The organism is Novosphingobium beihaiense (assembly GCF_022832375.1).
GTDB lineage: Bacteria > Pseudomonadota > Alphaproteobacteria > Sphingomonadales > Sphingomonadaceae > Novosphingobium > Novosphingobium beihaiensis.
The window spans coordinates 458,267-485,206 of sequence record NZ_JALHLG010000003.1 but is presented as its reverse complement, the minus strand read 5'-3'; the positions used below and the strand labels follow the sequence as shown (position 1 = coordinate 485,206).

19 protein-coding genes are annotated in these 26,940 nt (G+C 64.0%); 6 read left to right on the top strand and 13 right to left on the bottom strand.

The window, feature by feature from the left end; genetic code table 11:
* Nucleotides 1-4: 4 nt before the first annotated feature.
* The 4 genes from MTR66_RS03385 to MTR66_RS03370 are packed head-to-tail and all read right to left on the bottom strand — an operon-like array spanning nucleotide 5 to nucleotide 2,512.
* Nucleotides 5-823, bottom strand: a complete 819-nt coding sequence (locus MTR66_RS03385) for a DODA-type extradiol aromatic ring-opening family dioxygenase (RefSeq protein ID WP_268740169.1) — start codon at nucleotides 821-823, stop codon at nucleotides 5-7.
* Entirely contained in the window at nucleotides 820-1,146 is a 327-nt protein-coding gene (locus MTR66_RS03380; protein ID WP_243917904.1) for an aromatic ring-opening dioxygenase subunit LigA, read from the bottom strand. The genes MTR66_RS03385 and MTR66_RS03380 overlap by 4 nt, the downstream gene beginning before the upstream one ends.
* Complete coding sequence (locus MTR66_RS03375; protein ID WP_243917903.1) at nucleotides 1,143-1,895, bottom strand: fumarylacetoacetate hydrolase family protein; 753 nt, start codon at nucleotides 1,893-1,895, stop codon at nucleotides 1,143-1,145. The genes MTR66_RS03380 and MTR66_RS03375 overlap by 4 nt, the downstream gene beginning before the upstream one ends.
* Nucleotides 1,892-2,512, bottom strand: a complete 621-nt coding sequence (locus MTR66_RS03370) for a fumarylacetoacetate hydrolase family protein (RefSeq protein WP_243917902.1) — start codon at nucleotides 2,510-2,512, stop codon at nucleotides 1,892-1,894. The genes MTR66_RS03375 and MTR66_RS03370 overlap by 4 nt, the downstream gene beginning before the upstream one ends.
* Before the next feature lie 72 nt (nucleotides 2,513-2,584).
* Between MTR66_RS03370 and MTR66_RS03365 the strand changes: the two genes are divergently transcribed.
* The gene (locus MTR66_RS03365; protein WP_243917901.1) at nucleotides 2,585-3,049 is read left to right on the top strand and encodes a MarR family transcriptional regulator; all 465 of its coding nucleotides are present in this window, start codon (nucleotides 2,585-2,587) and stop codon (nucleotides 3,047-3,049) included.
* Between the two features lie 93 nt (nucleotides 3,050-3,142).
* On the opposite strand, the gene hpaE is transcribed toward MTR66_RS03365, so the two are convergent.
* On the bottom strand, nucleotides 3,143-4,645 hold the full coding sequence (gene hpaE, locus MTR66_RS03360) for a 5-carboxymethyl-2-hydroxymuconate semialdehyde dehydrogenase (RefSeq protein WP_243917900.1): 1,503 nt from the start codon (nucleotides 4,643-4,645) through the stop codon (nucleotides 3,143-3,145).
* A gap of 47 nt (nucleotides 4,646-4,692) precedes the next feature.
* Entirely contained in the window at nucleotides 4,693-6,099 is a 1,407-nt protein-coding gene (locus MTR66_RS03355; RefSeq protein WP_243917898.1) for an aldehyde dehydrogenase family protein, read from the bottom strand.
* Nucleotides 6,100-6,226: 127 nt separating this feature from the next.
* Between MTR66_RS03355 and MTR66_RS03350 the strand changes: the two genes are divergently transcribed.
* Together MTR66_RS03350 and MTR66_RS03345 are read left to right on the top strand one after the other, a co-directional pair.
* Complete coding sequence (locus tag MTR66_RS03350) at nucleotides 6,227-8,347, top strand: PQQ-dependent dehydrogenase, methanol/ethanol family (protein ID WP_243917896.1); 2,121 nt, start codon at nucleotides 6,227-6,229, stop codon at nucleotides 8,345-8,347.
* A 39-nt stretch (nucleotides 8,348-8,386) separates the two neighbouring features.
* Complete coding sequence (locus MTR66_RS03345) at nucleotides 8,387-10,615, top strand: glycoside hydrolase family 3 C-terminal domain-containing protein (protein ID WP_243917894.1); 2,229 nt, start codon at nucleotides 8,387-8,389, stop codon at nucleotides 10,613-10,615.
* A 69-nt stretch (nucleotides 10,616-10,684) separates the two neighbouring features.
* Here MTR66_RS03345 and MTR66_RS03340 read toward each other — a convergent pair whose 3' ends face one another.
* From MTR66_RS03340 to MTR66_RS03310, 7 genes are all read right to left on the bottom strand, one after another.
* Nucleotides 10,685-11,767 carry an alpha/beta hydrolase gene (locus tag MTR66_RS03340; RefSeq protein WP_243917892.1) on the bottom strand — a complete coding sequence of 361 codons (1,083 nt, stop codon included), beginning with the start codon at nucleotides 11,765-11,767 and terminating at the stop codon, nucleotides 10,685-10,687.
* A gap of 26 nt (nucleotides 11,768-11,793) precedes the next feature.
* A complete protein-coding gene (locus tag MTR66_RS03335) occupies nucleotides 11,794-12,819 on the bottom strand; it encodes an aromatic ring-hydroxylating dioxygenase subunit alpha (protein ID WP_243917890.1) in 1,026 nt (341 codons plus the stop codon).
* A gap of 133 nt (nucleotides 12,820-12,952) precedes the next feature.
* Nucleotides 12,953-15,802 (bottom strand): TonB-dependent receptor plug domain-containing protein, encoded by a 2,850-nt coding sequence (locus MTR66_RS03330; protein WP_243917888.1) that lies wholly within the window; start codon nucleotides 15,800-15,802, stop codon nucleotides 12,953-12,955.
* 97 nt (nucleotides 15,803-15,899) lie between these two features.
* Nucleotides 15,900-16,682, bottom strand: a complete 783-nt coding sequence (locus MTR66_RS03325) for a DeoR/GlpR family DNA-binding transcription regulator (protein ID WP_243917887.1) — start codon at nucleotides 16,680-16,682, stop codon at nucleotides 15,900-15,902.
* A gap of 19 nt (nucleotides 16,683-16,701) precedes the next feature.
* The gene (locus MTR66_RS03320; RefSeq protein WP_243917884.1) at nucleotides 16,702-17,961 is read right to left on the bottom strand and encodes an MFS transporter; all 1,260 of its coding nucleotides are present in this window, start codon (nucleotides 17,959-17,961) and stop codon (nucleotides 16,702-16,704) included.
* A 1-nt stretch (nucleotide 17,962) separates the two neighbouring features.
* On the bottom strand, nucleotides 17,963-19,108 hold the full coding sequence (gene lldD, locus MTR66_RS03315; protein ID WP_243917882.1) for an FMN-dependent L-lactate dehydrogenase LldD: 1,146 nt from the start codon (nucleotides 19,106-19,108) through the stop codon (nucleotides 17,963-17,965).
* Nucleotides 19,105-20,520 (bottom strand): FGGY-family carbohydrate kinase, encoded by a 1,416-nt coding sequence (locus MTR66_RS03310; RefSeq protein ID WP_243917880.1) that lies wholly within the window; start codon nucleotides 20,518-20,520, stop codon nucleotides 19,105-19,107. Before MTR66_RS03310 ends, lldD begins: the two co-directional genes overlap by 4 nt.
* A 152-nt stretch (nucleotides 20,521-20,672) precedes the next feature.
* Between MTR66_RS03310 and MTR66_RS03305 the strand changes: the two genes are divergently transcribed.
* The 3 genes from MTR66_RS03305 to MTR66_RS03295 all read left to right on the top strand — a co-directional run bounded on the left by MTR66_RS03305 (nucleotide 20,673) and on the right by MTR66_RS03295 (nucleotide 26,936).
* A complete protein-coding gene (locus MTR66_RS03305; protein WP_243917878.1) occupies nucleotides 20,673-22,784 on the top strand; it encodes a bifunctional rhamnulose-1-phosphate aldolase/short-chain dehydrogenase in 2,112 nt (703 codons plus the stop codon).
* A gap of 22 nt (nucleotides 22,785-22,806) precedes the next feature.
* Complete coding sequence (locus MTR66_RS03300) at nucleotides 22,807-24,099, top strand: TIM barrel protein (protein WP_243917876.1); 1,293 nt, start codon at nucleotides 22,807-22,809, stop codon at nucleotides 24,097-24,099.
* 761 nt (nucleotides 24,100-24,860) lie between these two features.
* Nucleotides 24,861-26,936: a TonB-dependent receptor gene (locus MTR66_RS03295; RefSeq protein ID WP_243917874.1), complete on the top strand. Its 2,076-nt coding sequence runs from the start codon at nucleotides 24,861-24,863 to the stop codon at nucleotides 26,934-26,936.
* The last annotated feature ends 4 nt before the right edge of the window (nucleotides 26,937-26,940 follow it).

Here is a 26,940-nt window from a genome sequence, read left to right as displayed (position 1 = left end):
CCCATTATACGACTTCCATCGTGGCGACCGTGCAGCTTACCGCGAAGATCGGGATCGGGCGGAAGAACTGCAGCGTGCCCTTGCCGCGCGCGGCGGCGGCGGCGGTGATGAAAGTGCGGATTTCAAAGCCGCCTTGTCCGGCGTCGCGGTAGGTTTCCTCATCGGTATAGGCGAGCATACGGTCCTTGTCGTTCGCCAGCCAGCGATCGAGGAAATCGCGGTCCCATGCCTCGTTGATCTTGCCGCTGTCGGGCGTGGCGGGCCAGTGCGAGATGCCGCCCGTGGCGATGAGCGCGATGCGCTCGGGCACGGCGTCCGCCGCGCGGCGGATCGCCTCGCCAAAGGCCCAGGCGCGGTGCAGCGGGGTAAGCGGCGGGCCCTGGCAATTGATGTTGGCGGGGATCACCGTCATTGTGTTTTCAGGATCGAGCAGGTGCAGCGGCACGATGATGCCGTGGTCGAACTGCCATTCCTCGGCATAGGCGACATCCACGGTCTGCAGCATTTCGGCGATCAGCCGCTTGCCCAGATCAGGCGCGCCGCGCACTTCGCGCCTGGGGATTTTCAGCCAGTCCGGGTCCTCGATGGGCCCCGAATAAGTCTCGCCCATGCCCATCGCGAAGGCGGGCATGTTGTTCATGAAAAAATTGGCGAAGTGCTCGGCAGCCAGAATGATTACCGCATCGGGCTTTGCCGCCTCAAGCTGCTCGCGCAGGTCGTCCATCGCGGCGTAGAGCGCGTCGCGATCCGCAGGCTCTGCCATGTCGGCCCGCGCGGTGATCCCCGGCGCGTGACTGCATACGGCTGTGAAGACAAGACTCATACGCCCGCCACCTTTTCATCCGCGCCCGTTGTCATGGCATAGAGCCCGGCGCGCACCGGGCCGTATTTCGTCACCCCGTCACGCATGGCCTGCAGGTAGTCGGGCCAGGCAATGCCGCATAGCGCCGCGAAGTGCATCAGGATCTGCCCGTTCACGCCCAGCACGTAGAGCAGCCCGACATCGTGATCGAGCACGGCCTTGCGCTCTTCATCGGTGAGCTGGAAGCCTTCGGTCAGCTTTTCGGGTTCGCTCTTGAACAGCGCCTTCGCCGCATCGTCGCGGTTCAGAACATAGAGCAGTTTGGAGAGCTGATAGAGGCTCATGCCGGCACCAGATGGTTGACCAGCCGCCCGACGTTTTCGATCTCGGACACCACGGTGTCGCCGGGGTTGCAGAAATGCACGCCCTGCGGGGTGCCGGTCAGGATCATGTCTCCGGGCATCAGCGTGGTGACGCCGGAAAGGTAGGAAACCAGATCGGCGACGGATATGATCATGTCGCCGGTCGATCCGTCCTGCACCACTTCACCGTTGACCGTGGTCTTCAGCGAAAGCGCCTGCGGGTCCGGCACGTCGGCGGCATCGACGATCCACGGGCCGATCGGCGTCGTGGCATCGCGGTTCTTCACCCGCGCGTTGGGGCGGTAGAAGTTCTCCAGATATTCGCGGATCGCATAGTCGTTGGCGACGGTATAGCCGGACAGGTAATCGAGCGCCTTGTCGGCGGGCACATCGCGCGCGGGTTTGCCTATCACGGCAACGAGTTCGCACTCCGGGTGCATCTGGTTGCCGTCCGCCGGGCGCGGCGTGTCGCCATCGTGCCCGACGAAGCAGTTGCCGCCCTTCATGAAGATCAGCGGCGTCGCCAGCATGGGCGCGAAGCCCAGCTCCTTGTTGTGATCGGCATAGTTCAGGCCCAGCGCATAGGTCGCGGCGCCGGGTACCACGGGCGGCAGCCACTGCGCGTCTTCCGCCGCGATCTTCGTGCCGTCCGGCAGAACCAGAACAGTGTCGTTCTCGGCGAGTACGGCCCACACGTCCCGGCCGCGATAATAGATCCGTGCGCGCTTCACGATTGCACCTCCTCAAGCCTGGCTTCGACGGCGGGCAGGGCCGCGCTCTCCACCCGCAGCGACTGGCCCGCGTGCACATGCGGCGCATCGCCGGGCAGGCCGATCAGCAGCACGTCGCCCGCGCGCAGGGTCATGAAGACGGACAGATCGGCGATCAGCGTGGCCGGATCGCGCTTCAGCCGATCCATGCCCCAGCTGTGCGCGGCCTTGCCGTCGATCAGCGTGGACAGGTTTTCGACGGGGGCAGGGGCAGCCCAGTCCCCCAGAGCCAGAAAACCGTCGCGGTTCTTGCGGCTCACGGCGGGGCGGTAATAGTCGGGCTGCGGCAGCGCAAAGTCGATGGCCAGCGCCATGCCGCCCACGCAATCGAGCGCTTCGGCCGCGCTGCACCGGCTGGCATCGCGCGCGAAGAGCAGCGCCAGCGTGGGGGAGGCGACCAGTTCCTCGTCCTTTGCCACGCGCACCGGTCCGCGCGCGATGGCCGTGCGCGGCTTCATGTACACCACCGGCGCGACGGGCGGCGCGGCGTAGGGCTTTTCACCGAATTGCGGCGCCAGTTCGTTCAGCTCGACGCTATCGTTGAGCACGACGCCATAGATGTGACCGGATATCGTCATTCAACAGCTCGCTTGCTTGGAATTCTTATCAGATGAAGTATCAGGATGTGTATTCGTAAAATTGAGAGAGAAATGTCGCGCAAGCCCTCGTCCGGACTTCAGCCCTATCCCCAATCCCTTGCCGGAAGCCTGCTGGCCGCTCGCGAAGCGGTCATGGCCCCGATACGCCCGTTTCTGCGGGAATCGAACGTTACCGAACAGCAATGGCGCGTCCTGCGCGTGCTGGCGGACGCGGAAACCATGGATGCCAAGGGCATCGCCGATCAGGCCCTGCTTTACGCCCCAACTGTCACCCGCATTCTCAAGGAACTGGGCGACCGCAAGCTGATCGAGCGGAAGTCCGACCCGGAAGACGGGCGCAGGTCGATCATTTCGATCACGGATGAAGGGCGCGATCTGGTGGTCGGCACGGCCAGCCATACCAAAGTCCTGCTGGATGCTTACGCGAAGGCTTTCGGGCCGGAACGGCTGGAAGCGTTCAAGGCTGAGGCGCTGGCGCTGGCGGAGGCGCTGGAAAGCCTGGGGCTGGAGGAATGAGCCAGGGCCGCCCGCGCCGCGCTCTCCAAGGAGGCGGCCCAGACCGCGTGTCATGACAGGGGCGAGGCGGGGGGCTATGGCCACAGGCCCGGCTCAGACGCCCAGCCGCTGGACCTTGTGCGTGCCGCGGGCCAGCGCGATGTTCTTCGTTTCCATGTAGAAATCAAAGCTCCAGTCGCCGCCGTCGCGGCCGATGCCGCTGGCCTTCACGCCGCCAAACGGCGTGGGCAGGTGGCGCACATTCTCGCTGTTGACCCAGACCATGCCCGCTTCCATCGCTTCGGAGACGCGCAGGGCGCGGCCGAGATCGCTGGTCCAGAGATAACCGGCAAGGCCGTATTCCACGTCATTGGCCTTGGCGATGGCATCGGCTTCATCGTCGAAGGGGATGGCGGTGAGGACCGGGCCGAAGATTTCCTCCTGCGCGATCCGCATGGACTGGCTGGCATCGGCGAACAGCGTGGGCTTGAAGAAGAAGCCTTCGGTGCCCTCCACCGGCGCGCCGCCAGCAGCGATGCGCGCGCCGTCTTCGCGGGCGATGTCCATATAGCTGGAGACTTTGGCGAAGTGGCGCGGATGGATCAGCGGGCCGACTTCGCTGGCCGGATCGAAGGGATCGCCTACTTTGAGGTTGTTCACACGCTCTGCCACGCGGGCGACGAACTGGTCGTAGATCGTGCTCTGCACCAGCAGGCGCGAGGACGAAGTGCAGCGCTGGCCGTTTAGCGAATAGATCATGAAGACGGCGGCATCGATGGCGGATTCGATATCGGCATCATCGAACACCACCACCGGGTTCTTGCCGCCCAGTTCGAAGTGCACGCGCTTCAGCGTCGCCGCGCCCTGACGCATGATGGCCGAGCCGGTGGAGCTTTCGCCGACAAAGGCCACGGCCTTGATGTCCGGATGTTCGGTCAGGCGCTTGCCGGTGGTTTCGCCAAGGCCGTTGACCGAGTTGAACACCCCTGCGGGAAGGCCCGCTTCATGCGCGATCTCGACCAGCAGGCGCGCCGAATAGGGGGACCATTCGGCGGGTTTGTGCACCACGGTACAGCCCGCCGCGAGGGCGGGGGCGATCTTCCACGTCGAAAGCATGAACGGCGTGTTCCACGGCGTGATCACGCCCACCGGGCCGATCGCGCGGCGGGTGGTGTAGTTCACGTGATCCTTGGCGGGCAGAGACTGACCATCCGCTGCGCCGGGGGCGCGGTCCGCGAAGAAGCGGAAGTTTTCCGCGCCGCGAATGGCGGCTTTCGACATGAAGCGCCAGCACTGGCCGGCATCGAGGCATTCGACCGCCGCGATCCTGTCCGCATTCTCGACGATCAGATCGGCCACGCGGTTGAGGATCTTGCGGCGCTGTTCCGGGGCGGTGGACACCCAGCCCGGAAAAGCCTCCTTGGCGGCGGCCACGGCTGCGTTGAGCTGCTCCTCGCTGGCATCGCTGCACTGGCCCAGAACCTGCCCGGTGCCCGGTTCGAGCACATCGAATGGCGTGCCTTGCGCGGCTGCGGACTGGGCGCCGATGAAGTGGCCCAGCGGCGCGTCCTTGTAGGGTGCGATTGCGGCAAGGGCGAGGTCGCGCTTGTCAGACATGGTTTTCTCCTCAGCCGTTGCGGCCGGTTGCAAGTGTTGATCCGTGTTCAGTCGTGAATGACGTGGAGGGAGGAAAACTCTTCCAGCCCGTAGTGTCCGAATTCGACGCCGAAGCCCGAAGCCTTGACCCCGCCGAACGGAACGTCCGGCCGGATCGCGCCGTGCTTGTTGACCCAGGCGCTGCCGCATTCGAGCTGCATGGCGAGATCGCGCGCGCGGGCCGTGTCGGCGGACCAGATCGACCCGCCCAGGCCCACGTCCAGCGCATTGGCCTGTTCCAGCGCGTCGTCGAGATCGGTGTAGCGGATGATCGGCAGCGCAGGGCCGAACTGTTCCTCGTCCACCAGCGCCATGCCCTTTTCGCAATTGGCCATGAAGGTGACGGGGTAGAAGTACCCGCTGTTGCTGATTGCCTCTCCGCCGCAGAGCAGACGTGCGCCCGAGCCTTTCGCCTCTTCCACGAGACGCGATACCTTTTCGAACTGCATTCGGTTCTGGATCGGGCCGAGAATGCTGTCCTCTTCCAGTCCGTTGCCGACTTTTACACCCGCCGCGAAGTCGACGAGTGCATTGCAGACGCCGTCATAGATCGAATCGTGGACATAGAGCCGCTTGAGCGCGGCGCAGGTCTGGCCGTTGTTGATCAGCGCGCCCCAGAACAGCCCTTCGGCGATCGCGGCAGGATCGCAATCGGGCAGGACGATGCCCGCATCGTTGCCGCCCAGTTCCAGCGTCAGCCGCTTGAGCGTGGGGGCGGCGCTGGCCATCACCGCGCTGCCGGTGCGGGTGGAGCCGGTGAAGCAGATCTTGGCGACGTCCGGATGGGCGGTCAGCACCGGGCCGATGGCGTCGTGGCCCGCTACCGCATTGAGCACGCCCGGCGGCAGCACGTCCTGCAGAAGCTGCACAAGCCGCATGGTGGAAAGCGGCGTGTAAGGGGAGGGCTTGGTGACGACCGTATTGCCCGCCAGCAGCGCGGGCATGATGTGCCAGATGCCGATCATGACCGGCCAGTTCCACGGGGTGATGGAGAGCACCACGCCCAGCGGCTTGCGGTGGACAGTGATGTGCGCCTGCGCATCGTCCTGAATGGTATCGACCGGCAGCTTGAGCGAGGCAGTGTAGCGCGTCCAGGCGGCAGCGCCGCCCAGTTCGAAGCGCGATCCCATGCCGTTCAGCGGCTTGCCCTGTTCCAGCGTGAGCAGCCGGGCCAGTTCTTCCGCATTGGCCTCGATAATGTCGGCGCAGCGGTTCACAAGGACGGCGCGCTCTTCCGGGCTGCGTGCGGCCCAGGCCGGGAAAGCGGCCCTGGCGGCGGCGACGGCGGCCAGTGCGTCGGCTTCCCCGGCGGCTGAGAGCGTACCGGCGGCATCGCCGCCTGCGGGATTTACGATTTCGAGCAGGTCGCCGCCACTTTGCGGCGCACCGTCGATGACGGCGCCTGAAAGCTGCATTTTCCTCATCCCTGTCATAAAGTTGCTGTTGCAGTGATAATTTATCATGATAAGCATATCAAGCGCGTTCTGCCGCTGATTTTTGAATAAGTCCGTCCGGCGCAGACCGGGGCGAGGGAGTGGAGTGATGGTGAAGGTATCCAGGTCGATTCACGGCTGGACGAAGCTGACGCTGGCGGCAGCCTTGCTGGTTCCGCTGGCCGGTTGCCAGAAAGCGCCCGAGGATAAGCCGCTTGCCGCTGCCAAGGACGGAGAGTGGGCGCGTCACGGCTATAACCTCTCGGAAACCCGGTTCAGCCCGCTTACGCAGATCAACGCGGATACCGTCGCCGGTCTCAAGCTCGCCTGGTTCCATGACCTCGATACCAACCGGGGGCAGGAATCGACCCCGATCATGAAGGACGGGAAGCTCTTCACCACGTCCGCCTGGTCGAAAGTGCAGGCTTTCGATGCCGCCACGGGCAAGCTGCTGTGGAGCTATGATCCCGAAGTCCCCGGCAAGGCCGGGGTAAAGGGCTGCTGCGACGTGGTGAATCGCGGCGTCGCGGTGGAGGACGGGCGGGTTTTCCTCGGCACGTTTGATGGCCGACTGATCGCGCTGGATGAGAATACCGGCAAAGTGCTGTGGTCCGTCGTGACGGTCGATCAGAGCCAGCCCTACACGATCACCGGTGCTCCGCGTCTGGTGAAAGGCAAAGTGCTCATCGGCAACGGCGGCGCCGAATATGGCGTGCGCGGCTATGTCACGGCTTACGACATGAAGACCGGCCAACAGGCCTGGCGCTTCTACACGGTGCCCGGCAAGCAGGGGCAGAAGGACGGCGCCGCGTCCGACGATATCCTCGAAAAGCTGGCCGGGCCCACCTGGAAGGGCAAGCCCGACAATGTCGGCGGCGGCGGCACGGTGTGGGATTCGATGGCCTACGATCCGGATCTGGACTTGCTCTATATCGGTGTCGGCAATGGCTCGCCGTGGAACCAGTCGATCCGTTCTCCGGGCGGCGGGGACAACCTGTTCCTGGCTTCGATCGTGGCGGTGCGGCCGGAAACCGGTGAATACGTGTGGCACTATCAGGAAACGCCGGGGGATGAGTGGGACTACACCGCCACCCAGCAGATGATCCTTACCGACCTCACGATTGACGGGAAAAAGCGCAAGGTGCTGATGCAGGCGCCCAAGAACGGCTTTTTCTACGTGCTGGACCGCACCAACGGAAAGCTGATCTCCGCCACGCCCTATACGCAGCAGACGTGGACCACGGGCGTCGACATGAAGACCGGCCGCCCGAAGATGAACCCCGATGCCTATTACAACAAGACGGGCAAGCCGTGGGTGTCGCTGCCCGGCTTCCTGGGGGCGCATAACTGGCAGCCGATGGCCTACAATCCGCAGACCGGGCTGGTCTATATCCCGGTTCACGAGATCCCGACGCCCTATATCCGCGACGAGAACTTCAAGTGGAAGCGCGAGGCGAACAATCTCGGGCTGGACCTCGCCAAGGCCTCGATGCCGGCGGACAAGCAGATCGTGAAGGCCGTCAAGGCGCAGTTGCAGGGGCGCATCGTCGCGTGGGACCCGGTGAAGCGCAAGGCGGCCTGGACCATCGATCTCGGCGCGCCGTGGAACGGCGGCATCCTGACGACGGCGGGCGGCCTGCTGTTTCAGGGCACGGCCGCGGGCGACCTCAAGGCCTATGACGCGCGCACCGGCAAGATGCTGTGGTCCTATCCGGCGCAGAGCGGCATCGTCGCCCCACCGATCACCTATGCCACCGGCGGCAAGCAGTATGTCTCGGTCGTGGCGGGCTGGGGCGGGGTCTATCCGCTGCTGCTGGGCGAACTGGCGAAGAAGAGCAATGACCGGCCCAACCGCAGCCGTGTGCTGACGTTCTCGCTCGACGGCACGGCCACGCTGCCCGAACAGAAGGCGCTGGCGAAGTGGACCACGCCGCCGCCGCCCGCTTTCGGCACGCCCGCGCAGGCCGAGCTTGGCATGAATCTCTATTCGCGCACTTGCGGCGGCTGCCACGGCGATGGCGTTCGTTCGGGCGGGGTCCTGCCGGAACTGCGCCGGAGCAAGGTGGCGGGGGATGCCAAGACCTGGCGCGATGTGGTGATCGGCGGCTTGCTGGAGGATAACGGCATGGCCAGCTTCGCCAGGGACATGACGCCGGAGGATGCAGAGGCTATCCGGGCCTATGTGCTCTTCCGGGCCAATCAGGACTGGAAGTCCGGGCAGAGAGATTAAGCTGTATTGGCGCACAAGGCGCTGTGAAGGGGAAGTATCATGCACATTCGCAAGAACGGCGCACTGTGGGCGGCCACGGCTCTGACCGCGCTGGTTGCCTCGCCGGTTTGGGCCAAGGCTGATCCGGCGCTGGAAAAGAATCTGGATGCTGCGGAAAAGCGTGCCGAAGCCGTCGTGAAGCAGATGCAGCCTGATGAGAAGACGACGCTGACCATTGGCATCATGCCCACGCCGTTCGGTGCCGATCCGATCCCGGTTCCGGATGATGCCATCCCCGCTGCGGGTTATGTCAGCGGCATTCCCCGTCTGAACATCCCGGCCTTGCGGGAAACCGATGCCAGCCTCGGCGTGGCCTGGGTCGACGGCAAGCGCAAGGATGGCGCCACGGCTCTGCCTTCGGGGTTGGCCATGGCCGCGAGCTGGAACCCCGAACTGCTGCGCGAGGGCGGGGCGATGATCGGTTCCGAAGCGCGGGCGAAGGGATTCAACGTCCTGTTGGCAGGCGGTGCCAACCTGACGCGCGATCCGCGCAACGGGCGCACGTTCGAATACCTCTCCGAAGATCCGCTGCTGACCGGCGTGCTGGTGGGCAATGCGATCCGGGGTATCCAGTCGAACCACATCATCTCGACCATCAAGCATCTCGCGCTCAACGGGCAGGAAACCGCGCGCCAGTATGTCGATGTGCAGATTTCTGATGCGGCGGCGCGGGAGAGCGACCTGCTGGCGTTCCAGATCGGCATAGAGATCGGCCAGCCCGGATCGGTCATGTGCGCTTACAACAAGGTGCTGGGCCACCATGCCTGTTCGAGCGATTATCTGCTCAACAAGGTGCTCAAGCACGATTGGGGTTACAAGGGCTTCGTGATGTCGGACTGGGGCGCGGTGCCCGCGCTCGATGCGGCGCTCAACGGGCTGGACCAGCAGTCCGGCTCGCAGCTCGATCCCGCGCAGTTCTTCGGCAAGCCGCTGGCGGAAGCCGCCGCAAAGGACCCGGCCTATGCCGCGCGTGTGGACGACATCAACAAGCGTGTGCTCACGGCGATGTTCGCGAACGGTGTCGATACCCATCCGGCGGAGCCCGGCGGCAAGATCGACTTTTCCGCCCATGCCGGTGTGGCGGAGGACGTGGCGAAGCAGGGCATCGTGCTGTTGCGCAACGAAGGCAATGTGCTGCCGCTGGCACGCACGGCCCAGCGCATTCTCGTGGTGGGCGGTAACGCCAATATTGGCGTGCTTTCGGGCGGCGGATCGAGCCAGGTCCATGCCCAGGGCGGCCCGGTCGCGGAAGTGCCGATGGTGCGCAACGACGATCCTTTCGCCAATTTCCTGATGCAGCAGTATCAGGGCAACCCGCCGCTCGATGCGATCCGCAAGGCCGCGCCGCAGGCCAGCGTGACCTATCGCAACGGCGCCTACATCAGTGAGGCGGTGGCGCAGGCCAAGCGGGCCGACATGGTGATCGTATTCGCCACGAGCTGGTCCACCGAAGGGTTCGACCGGCCCGGCTTGTCGCTGCCGAACGGGCAGGACGCCCTGATTGCTGCCGTGGCCAAGGCCAATCCGAAAACCGTGGTCGTGCTGGAAACCGGCAATCCCGTGGACATGCCCTGGCTTGACCAGACGGCCGCCGTGCTGGAAGCCTGGTATCCAGGCGTGCGCGGGGCCGAGGCGATTGCGTCGGTGCTGTTTGGGGACACCAATCCTTCGGGCCGCCTGCCTGTCACCTTCCCCAAGAGCGTGGAGCAGCTACCGCGTCCGAAGATCGACGGTTTCGATACGGTGGAGCCCGGCTTTGTCGGCAAGCCGATCGGCGATGCGCCGCCGATCACCACCGACTACAACATCGAGGGATCGGACGTCGGCTATCGCTGGTTCGCCCGCAAGGGCGAAAAGCCGCTGTTCCCGTTCGGCTATGGCCTGTCCTACACCAGCTTCTCCTCGTCCGGGCTGAAGATGAGGGGCTACAGCGCCAGCTTCACCGTGAAGAACGAGGGCCAGCGCAAGGGCGCGACGGTCGGCCAGCTCTATCTGGTCAGCCGCAACGGCGAGGCGAAGCAGCGCCTTGCGGGCTTCGAGCGCGTCGAACTGGCGCCGGGCGAGAGCAAGACCGTTTCCGTAACCATCGATCCGCGCATCCTGGCCGACTGGAATGGCAGTGGCTGGACCGTGGCCGGGGGAACTTATGGTTTTGCTCTGGGCCAGAATGCCGAGGATCTCGGCAAGACCGTGACGGTGCGCATTCCAGCGCGGACCTGGAAGGACTGAGGAAGCGCCTATTCGGAGGTCAGGAAATCCGGGGGGCGCAGGTTTACGCCCGCGCCCCCCGGACCCTCTTCACTCCCGTGGAGAGCTCGGGGCGCCCAGGCCGAGGCCTGTCCGCAGCGCATCGATTTCGGCGGCGCGGAACTGGCGGGATAGATGCGTTTGCGGAGCCAGCGTATCGAACCCATGGAATGCGCCGGGCACGACCAGCAGCTCTGTGGGCACACCAGCCGCGATCAGGCGCCGGGCGTAATCCACGTCTTCATTCATGAACAGATCGATGGAGCCCACCCCGATGAAGGCGGGGGGCAGGCCTTGAAGATCGCTGACCCGGGCGGGCACACCGGCGGCGGGAACATCGGGGCCGCCCGGTTCCATGCCGAGGAATGATTTCCAGCCGAAGTGATTGCTCTTCGCGGTCCAGATCAGCCGGTCCATTTCGTGGGGCAGCTTGCGGCTCGTGCCGGTGCGGTCATCCAGCATCGGGTAGATCAGGCACTGGAAGGCAAGCGGCACTTCGCCCCGGTCGCGCGCGGTGATCGCCAGCAGCGCTGCATGGCCGCCGCCCGCGCTTTCGCCGATCACGGCGATCCGCGCGGGATCGGCGCCAAGTTCCTCTGCGTGATCGTGCAGCCATTTGAGACCGGCGTAATTGTCTTCGATGGATCCGGCATAAGTCGTCTCGGGCGCCAGCCGGTACTCGACGGTGACGGCAGGGCAGTCCAGCGCCAGACAGATATCCTGCAGATCCCGGATCGCGCCGCTGGCGGTACCCAGGATATATCCGCCGCCGTGGGTGTGGAGCAGGGCCGGGCGCTTGCTGCCGGCGGGCCGCGGATTGACCACGTAGATGATAACCTCGGGCTGCCCCTTCGCGCCTGCAATGACACGCTTTTGAACGGGTACTTTCAGGCCGTCGAGCGGCGGCGGGGGCAGGCTGCGGGCATAGGCCAGATTATCGGCGGTCAAAGGCGGATAGGCGTTGTCCGCCAGCAGCTTGGCCGCGGCCGGGCGAAGCTCCGGATTCACGCTGCCGAGTATGTAGGCGTCGCTCACGCTGTCCGCCAGAACGGCATCGGCCTGCAGAAACGGAAGCGCCGCGCCCAGGGTGCACCCTGCCCGAATGATCTCGCGGCGGGTAGTCTGCATGGGCATGGCGTTTCCTTTCAAATCGCGCATTGTCAGGCGGTTGCTGCCTTGAGCAGCCATCGGCGCATGGCAACGCCTGCCCGGTCCGAGGCCAGGGAAATTTCGAACTGATCGTCCTGCGGTATCGCACTGGCCAGCTTTTCGAGTGCCGTCAGACCCTCGATGTCTTCCACAAAGGCGGCAGCGAGCTGCTGTTGCATGAAATCCGTGACGGTATCGTCCTCGACCGCGAAATTGCGCCCGTGATGAATGAAGTAGTGCGTTGTCGTAGCCGTTTCGGGAGTTGGCAGATGGGCGGTGATGATCCGCGTATCGGGCGGAAAGGCTTCATCCGACAAGGCGTAGAAGTGTCCATGTACGAGATGGGCAGAGGGGGCGGCGAATTCCGATGTCGTCTGCCGCACGGCGTCGACACCCGTCAGCTTCAGCGGTTCGGCCCAGACCGGGGGCAGCCGGGTTGGCTTAACGGTTCGGATGAGCTTGAAGTTGCCACGCTCCTCGTCCAGCTCCAGATCGTAAGGCGCGCAGGCAAAATCGGGCGTGCCGAAGGTTCCGGCATGAAGGAACGAGAGGTGCGTCAGGTCCAGCAGGTTTTCGTGCAGGGCAACGTAGCTCGCGGGCAGATGATAGTACTGCTGGCTGGCGGGCCATTGCGGATCGCCGATCCACTCGCCTGCGGGCAGGTCCGCATCCGGTTCCCCATCGCCCATCCAGATCCAGACCAGCGGCCCCTGTTCGCGCAGCGCATAGGACCGCACGCCGATACCGGCGGGGCAGGGCCCCTGCTGTGCGGGCACTTCGATGCAGGCGCCTTCGGGATCGAAGCGCAGGCCATGGTATCCGCAGACGATAGTGTCGCCGTCCAGCGTGCTGTGGCTGAGCGGGAACGAGCGGTGTACGCAGCGGTCCGAAAGCGCCACCGGCGCGCCGTCCTGTGTCCGGTAGAATACCAGTGGCTTGCCCAGGATCGTGCGGGCAAACAGATCGCGCCCGAATTCGTGCGAGAAACCGGCGGCGTACCAGCAGTCGAACACGAACGGGGTGTTGCGGTCTGCCATTCTCGCCCCCGCGCGGCGGGAGGCTTCAATCAAGCGTGGATCGGTTGCCATGGTCCTGTCCCATCTGTTTTCTTGCCGCACACCCGAATGGGAACCGGCGGGCCTTTCAATCGAGGCGCCGCCGGAATGGGCATCAGAACTGGGTTCTGACGCCGAAGGTGAAGTACCGCCCGATCTCGTCGTCGCGGTACAGGATCGGCGCGCCGCCCCAGCCGGGCAGCGACTGGTTGTCCGGCCTGTAGAGCGGAGCCTGCTTGTCGAACAGGTTCTGGACCGACAGGAACAGCTCCGACTTCCGGGCGAATTCCGGACGGAAGGTCAGCGTAAGGTCGGTGTAGGCAACCGACGCCACCTTGCCGTCGGCATAGACCAGGCTACGGTCGGCCGAGCGCCGCACCGAGGAACGCCAGCGCTGCACGATGTCGATCGAGAAATCGTCAATCGTATAGTTGATGAAGCCAGTGAAGCGATACTTCGGCAGTTGGATCGCGCCCTGGAACAGGCCATCGATCGCGCCTGCGACTTCCACCCCGTTGTTCTTGAACTTGGGCTGGTAGGACAGCAGGCCGCGAAGCGAGAGAGAGCCCGCGCCGAGCTGGGTCCGGTAGTTCGCTTCAAAATCGACGCCTTCGGTCTCACGCGTGCCGCGGTTCATCGGACGCACGAAGTAGGCCGTGGGCGTGTTGGCTGCCGATGTGTCGGTGATCGGGCCCGGGCGAACGATCAGGTCGCACAGCGGCGAGGAGCCGCCGCTGGCGATGCATTCCCGCTGAACGGTGGCATCGACCGGTGTGACCGAGGTGATCACGTTCTTCAGTTTGAACGAGTAGTAGTCGATGGCCAGCGAGAAGCCGGGAATGAACGACGGCTTGTATACCGCACCGATGGTCAGGGCGTTGGAGACTTCCGGTTTGAGATCCGGGTTCGATGTGGTCGTGGCGGGGATGGTCGGATTGGTATTGGTCAGAAGATCCGCGAAGCCCGAAATCGAGGTGTTGCTTGGCGAGAACAGGTCAATCAGCGTCGGCGCGCGGAAGTCACGCGAGCGCGTTGCGCGAATGGTCAGGTCGTTGACCGGCTGCCAGGTGAAGCCCAGCTTCCAGGTGCGGGCGTTGCCGACGGTATCGTAGTGGGCAAAGCGATAGGCGCCGTTGAAGTTCAGCGACTTGGCCAGAACCGTGTCCGAGAGAAGCGGAATGTCCACCTCGATCGCGCCTTCCGTGACCGTCTGCGAAACCTTCGGCACGTCGGAGACGGTGCTGAAGATATAGTTCTGCACGAAGAACGGCGCCGCGCCGCAGGCGATGGGGTTGAGCCCGGTGCAGTCCGGCGCGGAAGAGGGCTGGTTGGTGCTGACATTCTTCAGCGTGGCGCGGCGGTATTCTCCGCTGATCGCCACATTGACCGGACCGGCCCAGGTGTCGAAGGGCGAGCCGGTGATGGCGCCGGTGATATCGTCCAGCGTGTTGGTCAGCCGGAACGCTGTGTCTTCCGTCACATAGTCGTGCGCGGCGGCGGATTCCGAGCCGCGGCCGAACGGATCGAGCGGCACGCAGCCCGGATAGAGGCCGGGGTTCGTCACGGTGACGCGGCAGACGATCTGCCCGTTGCTGGACACGGCGTCGAGCGCGGCGGCGAGCTTCGTGGTGCTGATATTGTTGACGTTGGTCACGTCCTGCCGGGAATTGGCGTGCGTATAGCTGATGTCGAACTGGAAGCGGGTGCCGAGATCACCCTTCAAACCGGCCATGGCGGAGTAGTTGCGGGCCTTGGTCAGCGTCTGCGTGCCGGTGAAGTCTTCCGAGGATTTCGCGAAGATCAGGCCTGCGGCGCCTGAATTCTGCAGCGTTCCGCTGACCTCTGGAGCGAGAAAGGCGTTGTCGGCGGCGATGAAGGTCGGGAACATCGTGAACGGGAACGAAGTGCCCAGGTTGCGCGCCTCGGAATAGGTGCCCTGCGCGTAGAACTGGATACCGGGCGTCACGTCGTAATCGAACTTCAGGAAGCCCTGCTTCGTGCGCAGCGAAGCCACGACCGAGGACTTGCGGAAGTAGAAGCCGTCTCCGCCCGATTCATACCCCGGCGTGCCGGTGGGCGTTCCATGGTTGAACGGGCGCACGCTGCCGCCGGGCTGAAAGACCTGACCGGTCAGCCCCGCCGGATCGGGGCCCGCGACGCCAAGAATGTTGCCGTTGGGGGACGTGAAACCGGCCCAGCGCACATTCTTGCTGATCACATAGGGATTGTCAGCCGTGCCGGTGCCCGTGGAGAAATAGACATCGCGTGTGTTCTTGCGCGCATCGGTGTCGAGCAGGCCCGGATTATCGAAATACTCGAAGCTGCCGATCAGGTGGGCGCGGTCCGAAAACAGCGAGGTGCCGAATGCCGCGCCAAGGCGGGTCTGGCGGAAGTCGCCGCGCTGGGAAATGCCGTTGGAGGCCTGAACCTTCACGCCTTCGAACGTGTTGTCGAGCACGAAGTTCACCACGCCGGTGATGGCATCGGATCCATAGACGGCCGATGCTCCGCCGGTGACGACATCGACGCGCTTGACCAGCATCTGCGGCAGCAGGTTGGTGTCGGCGAGGCCGTCGGAAGTCGTCGGCGGAACGCGCTTGCCGTTCAGGAGCACCAGCGTGCGCACGGCGCCGAATTCGCGCAAGTTGAGGTAGTTACCCGAAATGTTGCCGTTGGCCGGGCCGAAAGCAAGGCTTTGGCCGTTGACGCCGCTGAAGATCGGCAGCTTGTTCAGCGCCTCTGGAATGTTCGCGGGCGAAGCGGTGACAAGCTGCTCCGTGCTGATGACAGTGACGGGCGTGGGAGAATCATCGCCGTTTTTGACCACGCGCGAGCCGGTGACGATGATGTCTTCTGCCGAAGCGGTTTCCGTCGCGGTGTCTCCGGCTTGCGGAGCCGTCTGGGCGCAGGCGGGGACTACCGGTGCGGTGCTTGCCAATAGAACCAGTAAATATCGCGCATTCATGTCGAGAGCCTCCCCTGTGGACGGCCCGGTAATCCCGGGTACCTTGGCTTCGACAGATACTTATCTTGATAATTAAGTCAAGCGGAGCTTCGCCGCTTTACCGGGCAATCAGCACCTTGACCCCGGCCTTTTCCAGATTTTCGCGCATGGCGGGGGCCACGCCTTCGTCGGTGATGACGATGTCCACTTCATCAAGGCCGCAGACGATGGCGCCCGACGAGGAATGGAACTTCGAACTGTCGACCATCAGGATTACCTGCTCGGCGCGGTCGATCAGCCGCCGTTCCGCGGCAACGAGCACGACATCGGCCTGCATGACGCCCTGCGGCCCCACGGCGGCGGCGCCCATGAACAGCTTGGGTGCATGGAAGCGGGGCATCGAATCCTCGCCCGCCGGAGCCAGGATGATGTTCTGTTCGCGAAAGACGCTGCCCGAGGGGACGAGCACGCGCGTACCGGGCTGGGCCAGCAGGGCATTCACGATGTGCAGTGAATTGGTGAGGACCTGAAGGTCCATCCCTTCCAGATGCGGGCACATCTGCAGCGTGGTGGAGCCGCCGTCCACCATGATGCCTTCGCCCGGCTCGCAAAGGGTCGCGGCCACCCGGCCGATGGCCTGCTTGGCGGCGAGGTTCTGGGTGATCGCCTGATCGAACGGGGTCCCGGCCAGATGCAGCGGACCGGTTTCGGGACTCTCCTGCGGCACCAGCTTGGCGCCGCCATGCACGCGCACAATGCGTCCTGCCGCTTCGAGCCGGGTCAGATCACGACGGATCGTTGCGGGCGAGGCATCGAGCCTCGCCTCCAGATCGCGATAGGTGATGAAGCCACTGGCCACCATGGCGTCCAGGATCAGTTTTTCCCGTTCTTCCGCGTGCATTGGCCTGTGTCCGTCCGTATCAGCTTGCGTGCCGCTCAGCCTCCAGTTGCTCAAGCGACTTGCCTTCGTTGCGCGGGGCCCAGATCGCACCGATCAGGCCGCTGACAACGAGGAAGCCGGTAAGTATCCAGGCAAGGTTCGTAAAGCCTGTTGCCGTGAGCATCGGCACAAAGAAGCTGAATACGCCCAGTGTGATACGCACCACGGCAAAGCACAAGCCCTGTGCGGTTGCGCGCACCGCCGTCGGGAACTGTTCCGCACTCCAGAGCTGGAAAAAACTCTGCGCGCCGAAGCCGCCGCCGAACTGCAGCAGGAAGACGTAGAGCAGGGCGATCGGAATGGTCAGCGGGAACACTGCCAGCAGCGCCATGCCGATCACCTGGATTATGGCGGACACGATGAACAGCGTGCGCTGGTTTACCTTGTCCGAAAGCTTCATGAACACGAAGTAGATCGAGACCATCCCGATGAAGAACGAAAATGCCTGAATGGCCACGCTCTGCGCCTGGCTCGCCGCGCCCATCGTGCGCAGGATGTAGGGGAAGAAGAACCCATTGGTGCCTGCCCACAGGTTCCAGAACCCGTACATGCCGACAAGGCCGAGGATCGAGGTCAGGTACTTGGGTTTGAGCAGCGTCGAAATGCCGTGAGTGGGCGCGTCGGACTTCTGCGATTCCACCCAGCGCTTCGATTCCGCCATGCGCGAACGCAGCAGGGTCAGCCCCAGCGCAATCACCACGAGATGCGCGAAGACGATCCGCGCGCCCAGTTCGCCCAGCGAGGTCAGCGCGAGGCTGAGCAGCAGCACGACCACAGGGCCCAGATACCACAGCACTTGCGCCACACCCGAGTGTTTGCCCCGGCGATTATCCGGCGCCTGCTCGGCAATGAGCGACCAGCTTGCCGGAATGTCCGCACCGACGGCAAGGCCGACGATCAGGAAGCCGGTAACGATCATCCACGGCGCCACCGCGAAGACCAGCATGCTCATGCCGAACGCATAGATCAGCATATCCCACTGATAGATCTTCTTGCGGCCCAGCTTGTCGCACAGCCAGCCGCCCAGCAGCGCACCGACGCCCGCGCCGATGGCGTTGGGGCCGAAGGCGCCGATCAGGCCGATGGTGTCGTTGGAAAGGTGATAGCTTTCCTGCCATAGCGCCAGCGCGGCGGCGCCCGAAACGATCGAGCCCGCATCGATATAATTAGCGAGCCCGGCGAGGATCGTGTTGCGCCAGTTGTCGCCAGAATCCAGATGTTCGCCAGCAGCCGTGGCCATTTCAGTCTCCCGCAAGTATTGTCTTATCGATCTCGGCGATTTTCGTGGTGCCGGTCAGGGCCATGGCCACGCGCATTTCCGCTTCGATCAGTTGTAGTAGTTTGGTGATTCCGGCCTCGCCCCCGGCCGCGAGCGCCCAGGCCCAGGCGCGGCCGAGCAGAACGCCCTTGGCGCCCAGCGCCAGCATCCGCACGACATCGAGGCCCGAACGAATGCCGCCATCGGCCAGAACCGTCAGCCGGTCCCCCACGGCTTCGGCGATCGGGGGCAGGGCGCGCGTGCTGGAGAGCACGCCGTCGAGCTGGCGGCCGCCGTGGTTGGAAACGACAATGCCGTCCGCGCCCAACTCGGCGGCTTCCTTCGCATCCTCGGGATCGAGAATGCCCTTGATGATCAGCGGGCCTTTCCATTCGGCGCGGATGAAATCGAGATCGCGCCAGTTGATGGAAGGATCGAAGTTGTTCCGCATCCAGGCGAAGAAATCCTCGATGCCGGTATTGCCGTTCAGCACCGGGGCGACATTGCCCAGCGTGTGCGGGCGGCCCCACAGGCCCACGTCCCAGGCCCAGCCGGGGCGGACCATGGCCTGCGCCACCCGCCACAGCGCGCCCTGGAGCCCGCCCGATCCGGCCAGCCCGGTGTGATAATCGCGATAGCGGCTGCCGGGCACCGGCATGTCCACCGTGAAGACCAGCGCCGAACAGTTTGCTTCCATGGCCTGCGCCAGCAGGTCCCGCATGAAGGCGCGGTCGCGGATCATGTAGAGCTGGAACCAGAACGGCTTGCTGGCAGCGCCTGCCACTTCGCCGATTGGGCAGGCGCCCACGGTGGAAAGGGTGAAAGGCACGCCCGCTTTTTCTGCCGCGCGCACCGCCTGACACTCACCGCGCCGTGCATTGAGCCCTGCCAGACCGATGGGCGCGAGGGCGACGGGCAGGCTCAGTTTCTGGCCGAAGAGTTCGGTCGAAAGGTCCAGCTTTGAAACGTCGCGCAGTACCCGCTGGCGCAGCGCAAGACGAGACAGATCGTCCACGTTGCGGCGCAGCGTCGCCTCGGCATAGGAGCCGCCGTCGATATATTCGAACAGGAAGCGCGGCAGGCGGCGGCGGGCGGCCTCGCGGAAATCGGGAACGGAAGCAACGATCATGCGGGGACTTTCGAGACGGCGTCACGCCATTTGGCGCGGTAGCTTTGCAGATCGCCTTCGAGCGGTTCAACCAGCCTCAGCCCGCCGCTGGCCTTGAGCAGCGGGTTGAGCAGGCGCAGCGCACCGAACGACACGTCGTTGTGCGCATTGGCGACATAGACTTCGGTTTCGGGCCGCAGCGCAGCCAATGCGCGCACGAAGACTTCGGCTTCGGCAAAGCGCCCTTCCACCAGCAGCCGCTCCTTCGAACCGATGAGGTCCAGAGAGGTGTCGGCGACGAGTGCGGCATAGAGGCAGATCGCGGCACGCCGGGCGTACCAGGTGCCCGCCCATTCGACCGGCGCGTTGAGCCAGCAGGCCCTGCCATCGGGGTAGGGGCCGAAGCCGGGGGTAAGGGTGGGCATCATCATTGTCCCGCGCTCCAGCAGGGCAGGAACGGCTTCCATCAGCTTGGGCTGATCGGGCTTGATGTCCACCCGGCGCGTGTCGAGCTGGATTACCGTCTCGATCTCGCGCCCGCCCATGAACCGGGCGGAGGGCACCGGCCAGCCATAGGCATCGACATTGACCAGCGTGTCGCGGTCCTCGGGCAGTTTGGAGACCGAGAGGACTTCGCTGGCCAGCCGCATGGCGATGAACCAGGTGCCGGTCGATAGGATAGTCGCTTCGCGCCGCGCGATCTCCGGAAAGCCGCGCGCGGCGAGCAGGGCGGCATTGGAATCGTGAATGCCCGCCAGAACCTGCGCGGTGGCGGGAAGGCCCGTTGCCGCCGCGATTTCGGGCCGCAGCTTGCCGATGGCATCGCTCGCTTTTGCCAGCGGGGCGAAGCGCTCCGCCCATCCCAGCCGCTTGGCCATGGGGGAGAACTGCGCCAGTTCCGGCATCCACAAGTCCGTGTGGCATCCCAGGCTGGTGGCTTCGCTGCGGGCCGCCCCGCACAGCACCCAGGCCCAGTATTGCGCCCAGGGCACCAGAGTGGCCGATGCCATGGCCTCAGGATAGAGATGCTCCATCCAGTAGACCTGGCTGCCCATGTTGAGCCCGTCCGGCAGCGCCGGGGAGCCGGTGAGCGAAAAGGGATCGCGTTCCGCGCGATAGGCACTCATCACCTCGTCGGGGATCGCCTGTTCGTAGTCGAACGGGGCGAAGAGCATCCCGTCTTCGCCCAACGCGACGACACCCGCGCCATGGGCCACCGGAATGATCGTTTCGACCGGGTACTCGCGATAGGCGCTGAGCGCTTTGGGCAGCCATTGCCCAATGCCTTCGGCGTCCAGCCGCTGGACGCCATCGACAACATGCACTTCATTGGCCCGGGTCTGGCGGTCGAGAAGATGCCCGCCGGCAGACCAGAGCGTGACCTTGCTAAGGGTCTTGCCGATATCGACGACCACGTATGCGCTTTGTTGCAAGCGCCCCCTCCACGGTTATGAATCTGTAATCGAAACGATCAATATCAATCCCGATTGATCATTTCCAGTAAAAAGGTTATCAGAATAACCAAGCATGAACGCGAGCCCGGCGCAACGAGGCCGGACAGCACGATTCGTAACCAGAGGATGCAATGAACGTCCAAGCCCAGATCTCCGCCGCCGCGATCCCTTTTGCCGTGCCTGCAAGCCGTTGGGACGAAGCCGTAGCGGCCAAGCTCTCGCCCGCCGAACTGCTCCTGTACCGCTCCAACCTGCTGGGATCGGACCTGACGGTCACCAATTTCGGCGGCGGCAACACCTCGGCCAAGCTGAGCGAAACCGATCCGCTGACGGGCGAGGAAACCGAAGTGCTGTGGGTCAAGGGCTCGGGCGGCGATATCGGCTCGATGAAGCTCGACGGTTTCGCCACGCTCTATCAGGACAAGCTGCTGGGGCTGGAAAAGCACTACGCCGGGCCGGACGATGACGATAAGATGGTCGGCTATCTTCCGCACTGCACGTTCAACCTCAATGCGCGTGCGGCCTCCATCGATACGCCGCTGCACTCGCTGCTGCCTTTCGCGCATGTCGATCACGTCCATCCCGATGCGATCATTGCGCTGGCGGCCTCTTCGGGCGGCGAGGCGGCCACGCAGGAAATCTGGGGCGGCAAGATCGGCTGGCTGCCGTGGAAACGCCCGGGCTACACGCTGGGCGTGCAGCTTCGTGATTATGTGAAGGCCAATCCGCATGTCGAAGGCGTGATGCTGGCCGGGCATGGCATCATCTGCTGGGCGGACAGCGCCAAGGCCTGCTACGAACACACCATCGGCCTGATCGCCGATGCCGCGAATTACCTGAATTCTAAGCTCGCCGGGAAACCGGCGTTCGGCGGTGCGGTCACTGTCATCTCCTCCGACCGTGCCGCTATTGCTGCCGGCCTTATGCCGCGTCTGCGTGGTCTTATGACTGGCGCGCGGCGTAAGGTCGGCCACTATTCGGACGATGCCGAAGCGCTCGAATTCGTCAATTCGGCGGAATTCGAACGGCTTGCCGCGCTCGGCACGTCATGCCCCGATCACTTCCTGCGCACCAAGATCGCGCCGCTTACGCTCGATCCCGCGAAGCTGGAAGACGATGCCTATCTGGCGCAGAAGATCGCCGATTACCGCGATCTCTATGCCGCGTACTACGAACGCTGCAAGCGGGCGAACTCGCCCGCGATGCGCGATGCCAACCCGGTCGTGGTGCTGGTGCCGGGCGTCGGCCGTATCACTTTCGCGACCGACAAGACCACCGCGCGCCTTGCCGGCGAGTTCTATGGCAACGCCATCAATGTGATGCGCGGCGCCGAGGCGATCGGCGACTACATCGCGCTTGACGAGCAGGAAGCCTTCGACATCGAATACTGGCTGCTGGAGGAAGCCAAGCTGCAGCGGATGCCCGCGCCCAAGCCGCTCGCTGGCCGCATCGCGCTGGTCACCGGCGGCGCTGGCGGCATCGGTGCGGCCACGGCTGCGCGGCTGATGGCGGACGGCGCCTGCGTCATGCTGGCGGACCGCGCTGCCGATGCGGTTGATGAAGTGCGGGACGGGTTCGCCAAACAGTTCGGCAAGGACGTGGTGCGCTCGGTCGTCTGTGACGTGACCGATGAAGCGCAAGTGGCCGAAGCCTTCGCCGCCTGCGCGCGCGAATTCGGCGGTCTTGATATTCTCGTCGCCAATGCCGGTATCGCCTCTTCGGCCCCGATTGAGGAAACCACGGTCGAACTGTGGGACCGCAACTATGATGTGCTGGCGCAGGGCTACTTCCTCACCAGCCGCTCCGCCTGGCCGCTGCTGAAGCGGATGAAGGAACAGGGCGGCTCCAGCGTGGTCTTCATCGGTTCGAAGAACGCCGTGGCCGCGGCCACCAATGCCAGCGCCTATGCTTCGGCCAAGGCCGCCGCGAACCATCTCGCCCGCTGCCTCGCGCTGGAAGGCGCGCCCTACGGCATCCGCGTCAACACCGTGAACCCGGACGCCGTGATCAAGGGCAGCCGCATCTGGGACGGCGACTGGCGCAAGGAACGCGCGGGTGCCTACGGGATCGATTCCGGCGCCGAGCTGGAAGAACACTACCGCAACCGTTCGATGCTCAAGCGCGACGTGCTGCCGTCCGACATTGCCGAGGCGGTGTACTTCCTCGCCAGCGACATGTCGGCCAAGTCGACCGGCAACATGGTCAATGTCGATGCGGGCAATGCCCAGGCCTTCACGCGCTGAGTTTCAGGGAGAGGATAATATCATGAGCAATCTTCCCATTTCCGCCGAGCTGATCGCGGAAGCCAACGCGCGCGAACTCGACGCACTGGAAGACGATTACGCATCGCTGGGCCGCAAGCTGGAGCGTGCGGGTATCGGTATCGATGCGGTGAAGGACCGCGTGGCCGGTTTCTCGGTCGCCATCCCCACCTGGGGGGCGGGCCGGGGCGGCACGCGTTTCGCCAAGTTCCCCATCGCCGGGGAGCCGACCAACATCCACGAAAAGCTGGAAGACTGCGCCGTCATCAACCAGCTTTCGTGTCTGACGCCGCGCGTCAGCCCGCATTTCCCGTGGGACAAGGTCAGCGATTACAAGGCGCTGCGTGAAGAGGCCGCCAGCCTTGGGCTCGGCTTCGATGCGGTGAATTCCAACACCTTCCAGGACCAGCCGGGGCAGGCGCAGACCTATGCCACCGGCTCGCTTTCCTCGACCGTGGCGGCGACGCGCCAGCAGGCGGTGGAACACAATATCGAATGTATCGAGATCGGCCGCCAGCTCGGCTCCACCGATCTCACCGTGTGGGTCGGGGACGGCACCAATTTCCCCGGTCAGCAGGATCTTGCCCGCAGCCTCGACCGCTATCTGGAGGCCGCTGCACAGGTCTATGCCGCGCTGCCGGGCGACTGGCGCATGCTGCTGGAACACAAGATGTTCGAGCCCGCGTTCTACTCCACCGTCATCAGCGACTGGGGCTCCTCGATCCTCGCTGCGCAGGAGCTGGGCCCCAAGGCCAAGTGCCTGGTCGATCTCGGCCATCATGCGCCGAACGTGAACATCGAACAGATCGTGGCGCGCCTGCACCGCTTCGGCAAGCTGGGCGGGTTCCACTTCAACGACAGCAAGTACGGCGACGACGATCTCGATTCCGGCTCGATCAACCCGCACCAGCTTTTTCTGGTGTTCAACGAACTGGTGGAGGCCGAGCTGAACCCGCGAGACGGCTTCAATCCCAGCTACATGATCGACCAGTCGCACAATGTGACCGATCCGATCGAATCAATGATCTCCTCGGCCGAAGCGATCGGCCAGTGCTTCGCCAAGGCGCTGCTGGTGGACCGCGAGGCGCTGCATCTGGCGCAGGAAGCCAACGACACGATGATGGCCTATCAGGCCCTGCGCAGGGCTTATAATGTCGATGTCTCTCCCATCCTCGCCAAGGCGCGGCTGGAAGCGGGCGGCGCGATCGATGCGCTGGGCGTCTACCGCGAAAGCCGCTGGCGCGACCGCAAGGCGCAGGAGCGCAAGGCCGTAGGGCTGGGCGCCGGCATCGTCTGACGCGCAGATAGAGGGGCAGGTGCGGGAGGCTGTTACTGCTTCCTGCTGCCGTCAAAGTTGTGTGTGGCGGCCGGATGCAGCGCAGCCATCAAGTCTGACTGGCCGGGAGCCCCCGCTTCCCCGGTAAGTCCGCAGTGAACACGCGGGCCGTTCGTTCGCCGCTGGCACGCCGCAGCCAGCGTGGCGTGGGCGGGAATGCGCGTCCATTCAGGCCACGCGGCATGTGCTGCCCTTTCATGTTTCAGTGATACTGAATTGCGGTTTCCGGGATAATTTTTGTATTACAATCGGCCGCGTTCTCCTGTAAACAATACTTCTATACCGCAGTGTTTTCTGAAGGCAGGCAAGAAGGCTTTCGGATTCCGAAGCGGAGTGCAGACGGAAGGTCTGTGAGAGGAAAAGCGGCTGAAGCCGCACAGCGCTGTCCATTTTCCGGACCGGGCGCGCCTGAAACAGGAAGGGCTGGATCAGCATGACATAACCCAATCCGCAAGGCTGGCTGAGAAGCAATTGCAGCGCCATCGCGCGAAAAAATAGCGGCCAGAAAAATAAGAAAAGGGAGAGGTATGAAAAAGAGCTTTTGGGGCGGCACCGCCCTGGCAACAGTTGTGCTCGGCTTGGGGGCATTTTCGGGCCCGGCACTTGCCCGAAATGATGAGGCTGCGGATGCCCTGCCGGCACCCGCCGCAAACAGCAGCGGACCGGAGGATCCAACCGTCGATAGCGATGCGATTGTGGTTACGGCGCGGCGCCGGTCGGAGTTGCTGCAGGATGTCCCGATCGCGGTTTCGGCCATTTCGGCAAAGCAGGCCGCGGCCATCGGCATCGACAATTCGGAATCGCTTGTCACCGCCACGCCCAGCCTGGATTTCAGCCGCTCGGGCGGCTTCGCGGCGATCCCGTTCCTGCGCGGGGTGGGCACGTCGTTTGCCGGGGCCGGGGTGGAATCCCCGGTCGCGATCTATGTCGATGATGTCTATATTTCCTCTCCCAATGCGAACCTGCTGTCGCTGAACAACATCGACAGCGTGCAGGTGCTCAAAGGTCCGCAGGGCACGCTGTTCGGCCGGAATGCAACCGGCGGTGTCATCCAGATCCAGACCCGCAAACCGTCTTTTGAGACCGAAGGAAACATATCGGCCGGTTACGGGAACTATGACAGCGCTGAGGGCAGCGCCTATTTCAGCACGGCGCTGGGTGAAGATGTGGCGTTCAACGTGGCTGCATCCGGGCGCAAGCAGTTCGACGGTTTCGGGCATTCGCTGACAACGGGTGCGGAAACGCAAAAGGGCTGGGACTGGAATGTCCGGGGCAAGCTGCTGTTCAACCTTGGCGAACGCACGACGGCGCTGCTGTCTGCCGACTATTCGGAGCAGCGCTCGGACATCGGTGAAAACGTGACGGTCGTGCCCGGTTCCATTGGGGCCGGGGGCACGCCCTTCGCCGGGGCCTTCAACACCTATATCGACGGGCAGGATTTCACGAAGATCCGGCAAGGCGGCGTCAGCCTGAAGATCGAGCACGAAACCGCCTTCGCGGATATCGTGAGCATCAGTGCTTACCGTTTTTCCAAAATGAAGACGCGCATCGATCAGGATGCCGGTGCCGCGCCGCTGCTCACTCTGGATCTGACGTCGCCGATCAAGACGTTTTCACAGGAATTGCGGCTGGTTTCGAATACCGGCGGTGCCTTCAAATGGGTGGTGGGTGCCTTCTACTTCCATTCCGACAGCCAGTACGCGCCGGGTGCCCTGATCGGCACGATCGTCGATCCTCGGCTGATGATCGATCCCACTTTCGATCCCGCGCTGGCCGATCCCGCGAGCAGGCTTGCGTTCCGCGATACGCAAAAGCTCGATTCCTATTCGGGCTTTGCGGAAGGAACCTATGAGATCCTTCCTGCAACCAACCTGACGCTGGGCATCCGCTATACGAGCGACAACTTCCACATGAAGAACGAGGGGACATATGTCGGCAACAGCCTGATCCCCGCTTTCGTTGTCCCCGGCACGCAGTACAAGGTGAAGGACAGCTTCGACAAGCTGACCTACCGCGCGATCCTGGATCACAAGTTTACGCCGGATGTGCTGGGCTATGTGTCCTACAGCCGTGGTTTCAAGAGCGGCGGTTACAACCTGCCGGAACCGGGCACGATTGATACCGTGGCAGCCGTCCGCCCGGAAGTGCTCGATGCCTATGAGGCGGGCCTGAAGACCCAGATGCTGAACGGAGACCTGACGTTCAACATCGCCGCCTTCTATTACGACTACAAGGATCTGGCGGTCAGCGTCAGCAGTACCACTTCGATCATCCAGATCAACGCCGCCGCGGCCGAGATCAAGGGCATAGACCTCGACTTCGTGGCCAAACCCTACCGGGGCTTGCGGATTTCCGGCGGGCTGGGCGTGCTGGATACCAAGTACAAGACATTCCCGGATGGCCCCGTCTATACCCCGCTCCCGGTCTTTCCATTCGGTAACAGCGTGGCGCCGGGCGATCTGGCAGGAAACAGGACGCAGCGGTCCCCGAAGCTCACATTTAGTATAGCCCCCAGCTATACGTTCCGGCTGGGGGAGGGTGATGTGACCCTGGCCGCCAACTACTATCACAACTCGGGCTATTTCGCCGATCCCGAGAACCGCCTGCGGCAGCCCAGCTATGACCTTTTCAACGGGTCGATCGGCTACCAGTTCGACACGGGGCTGGGCGCCCGCCTCTGGGTGAAGAACCTCACCAACGAGCGGTACTACACTTTCCTGCAGGCGGACCAGTTCAAGGACGCCGCCGCTTTCGCCGCCCCGCGAACCTACGGAATCACATTGTCTCAGGAGTTTTGAACGT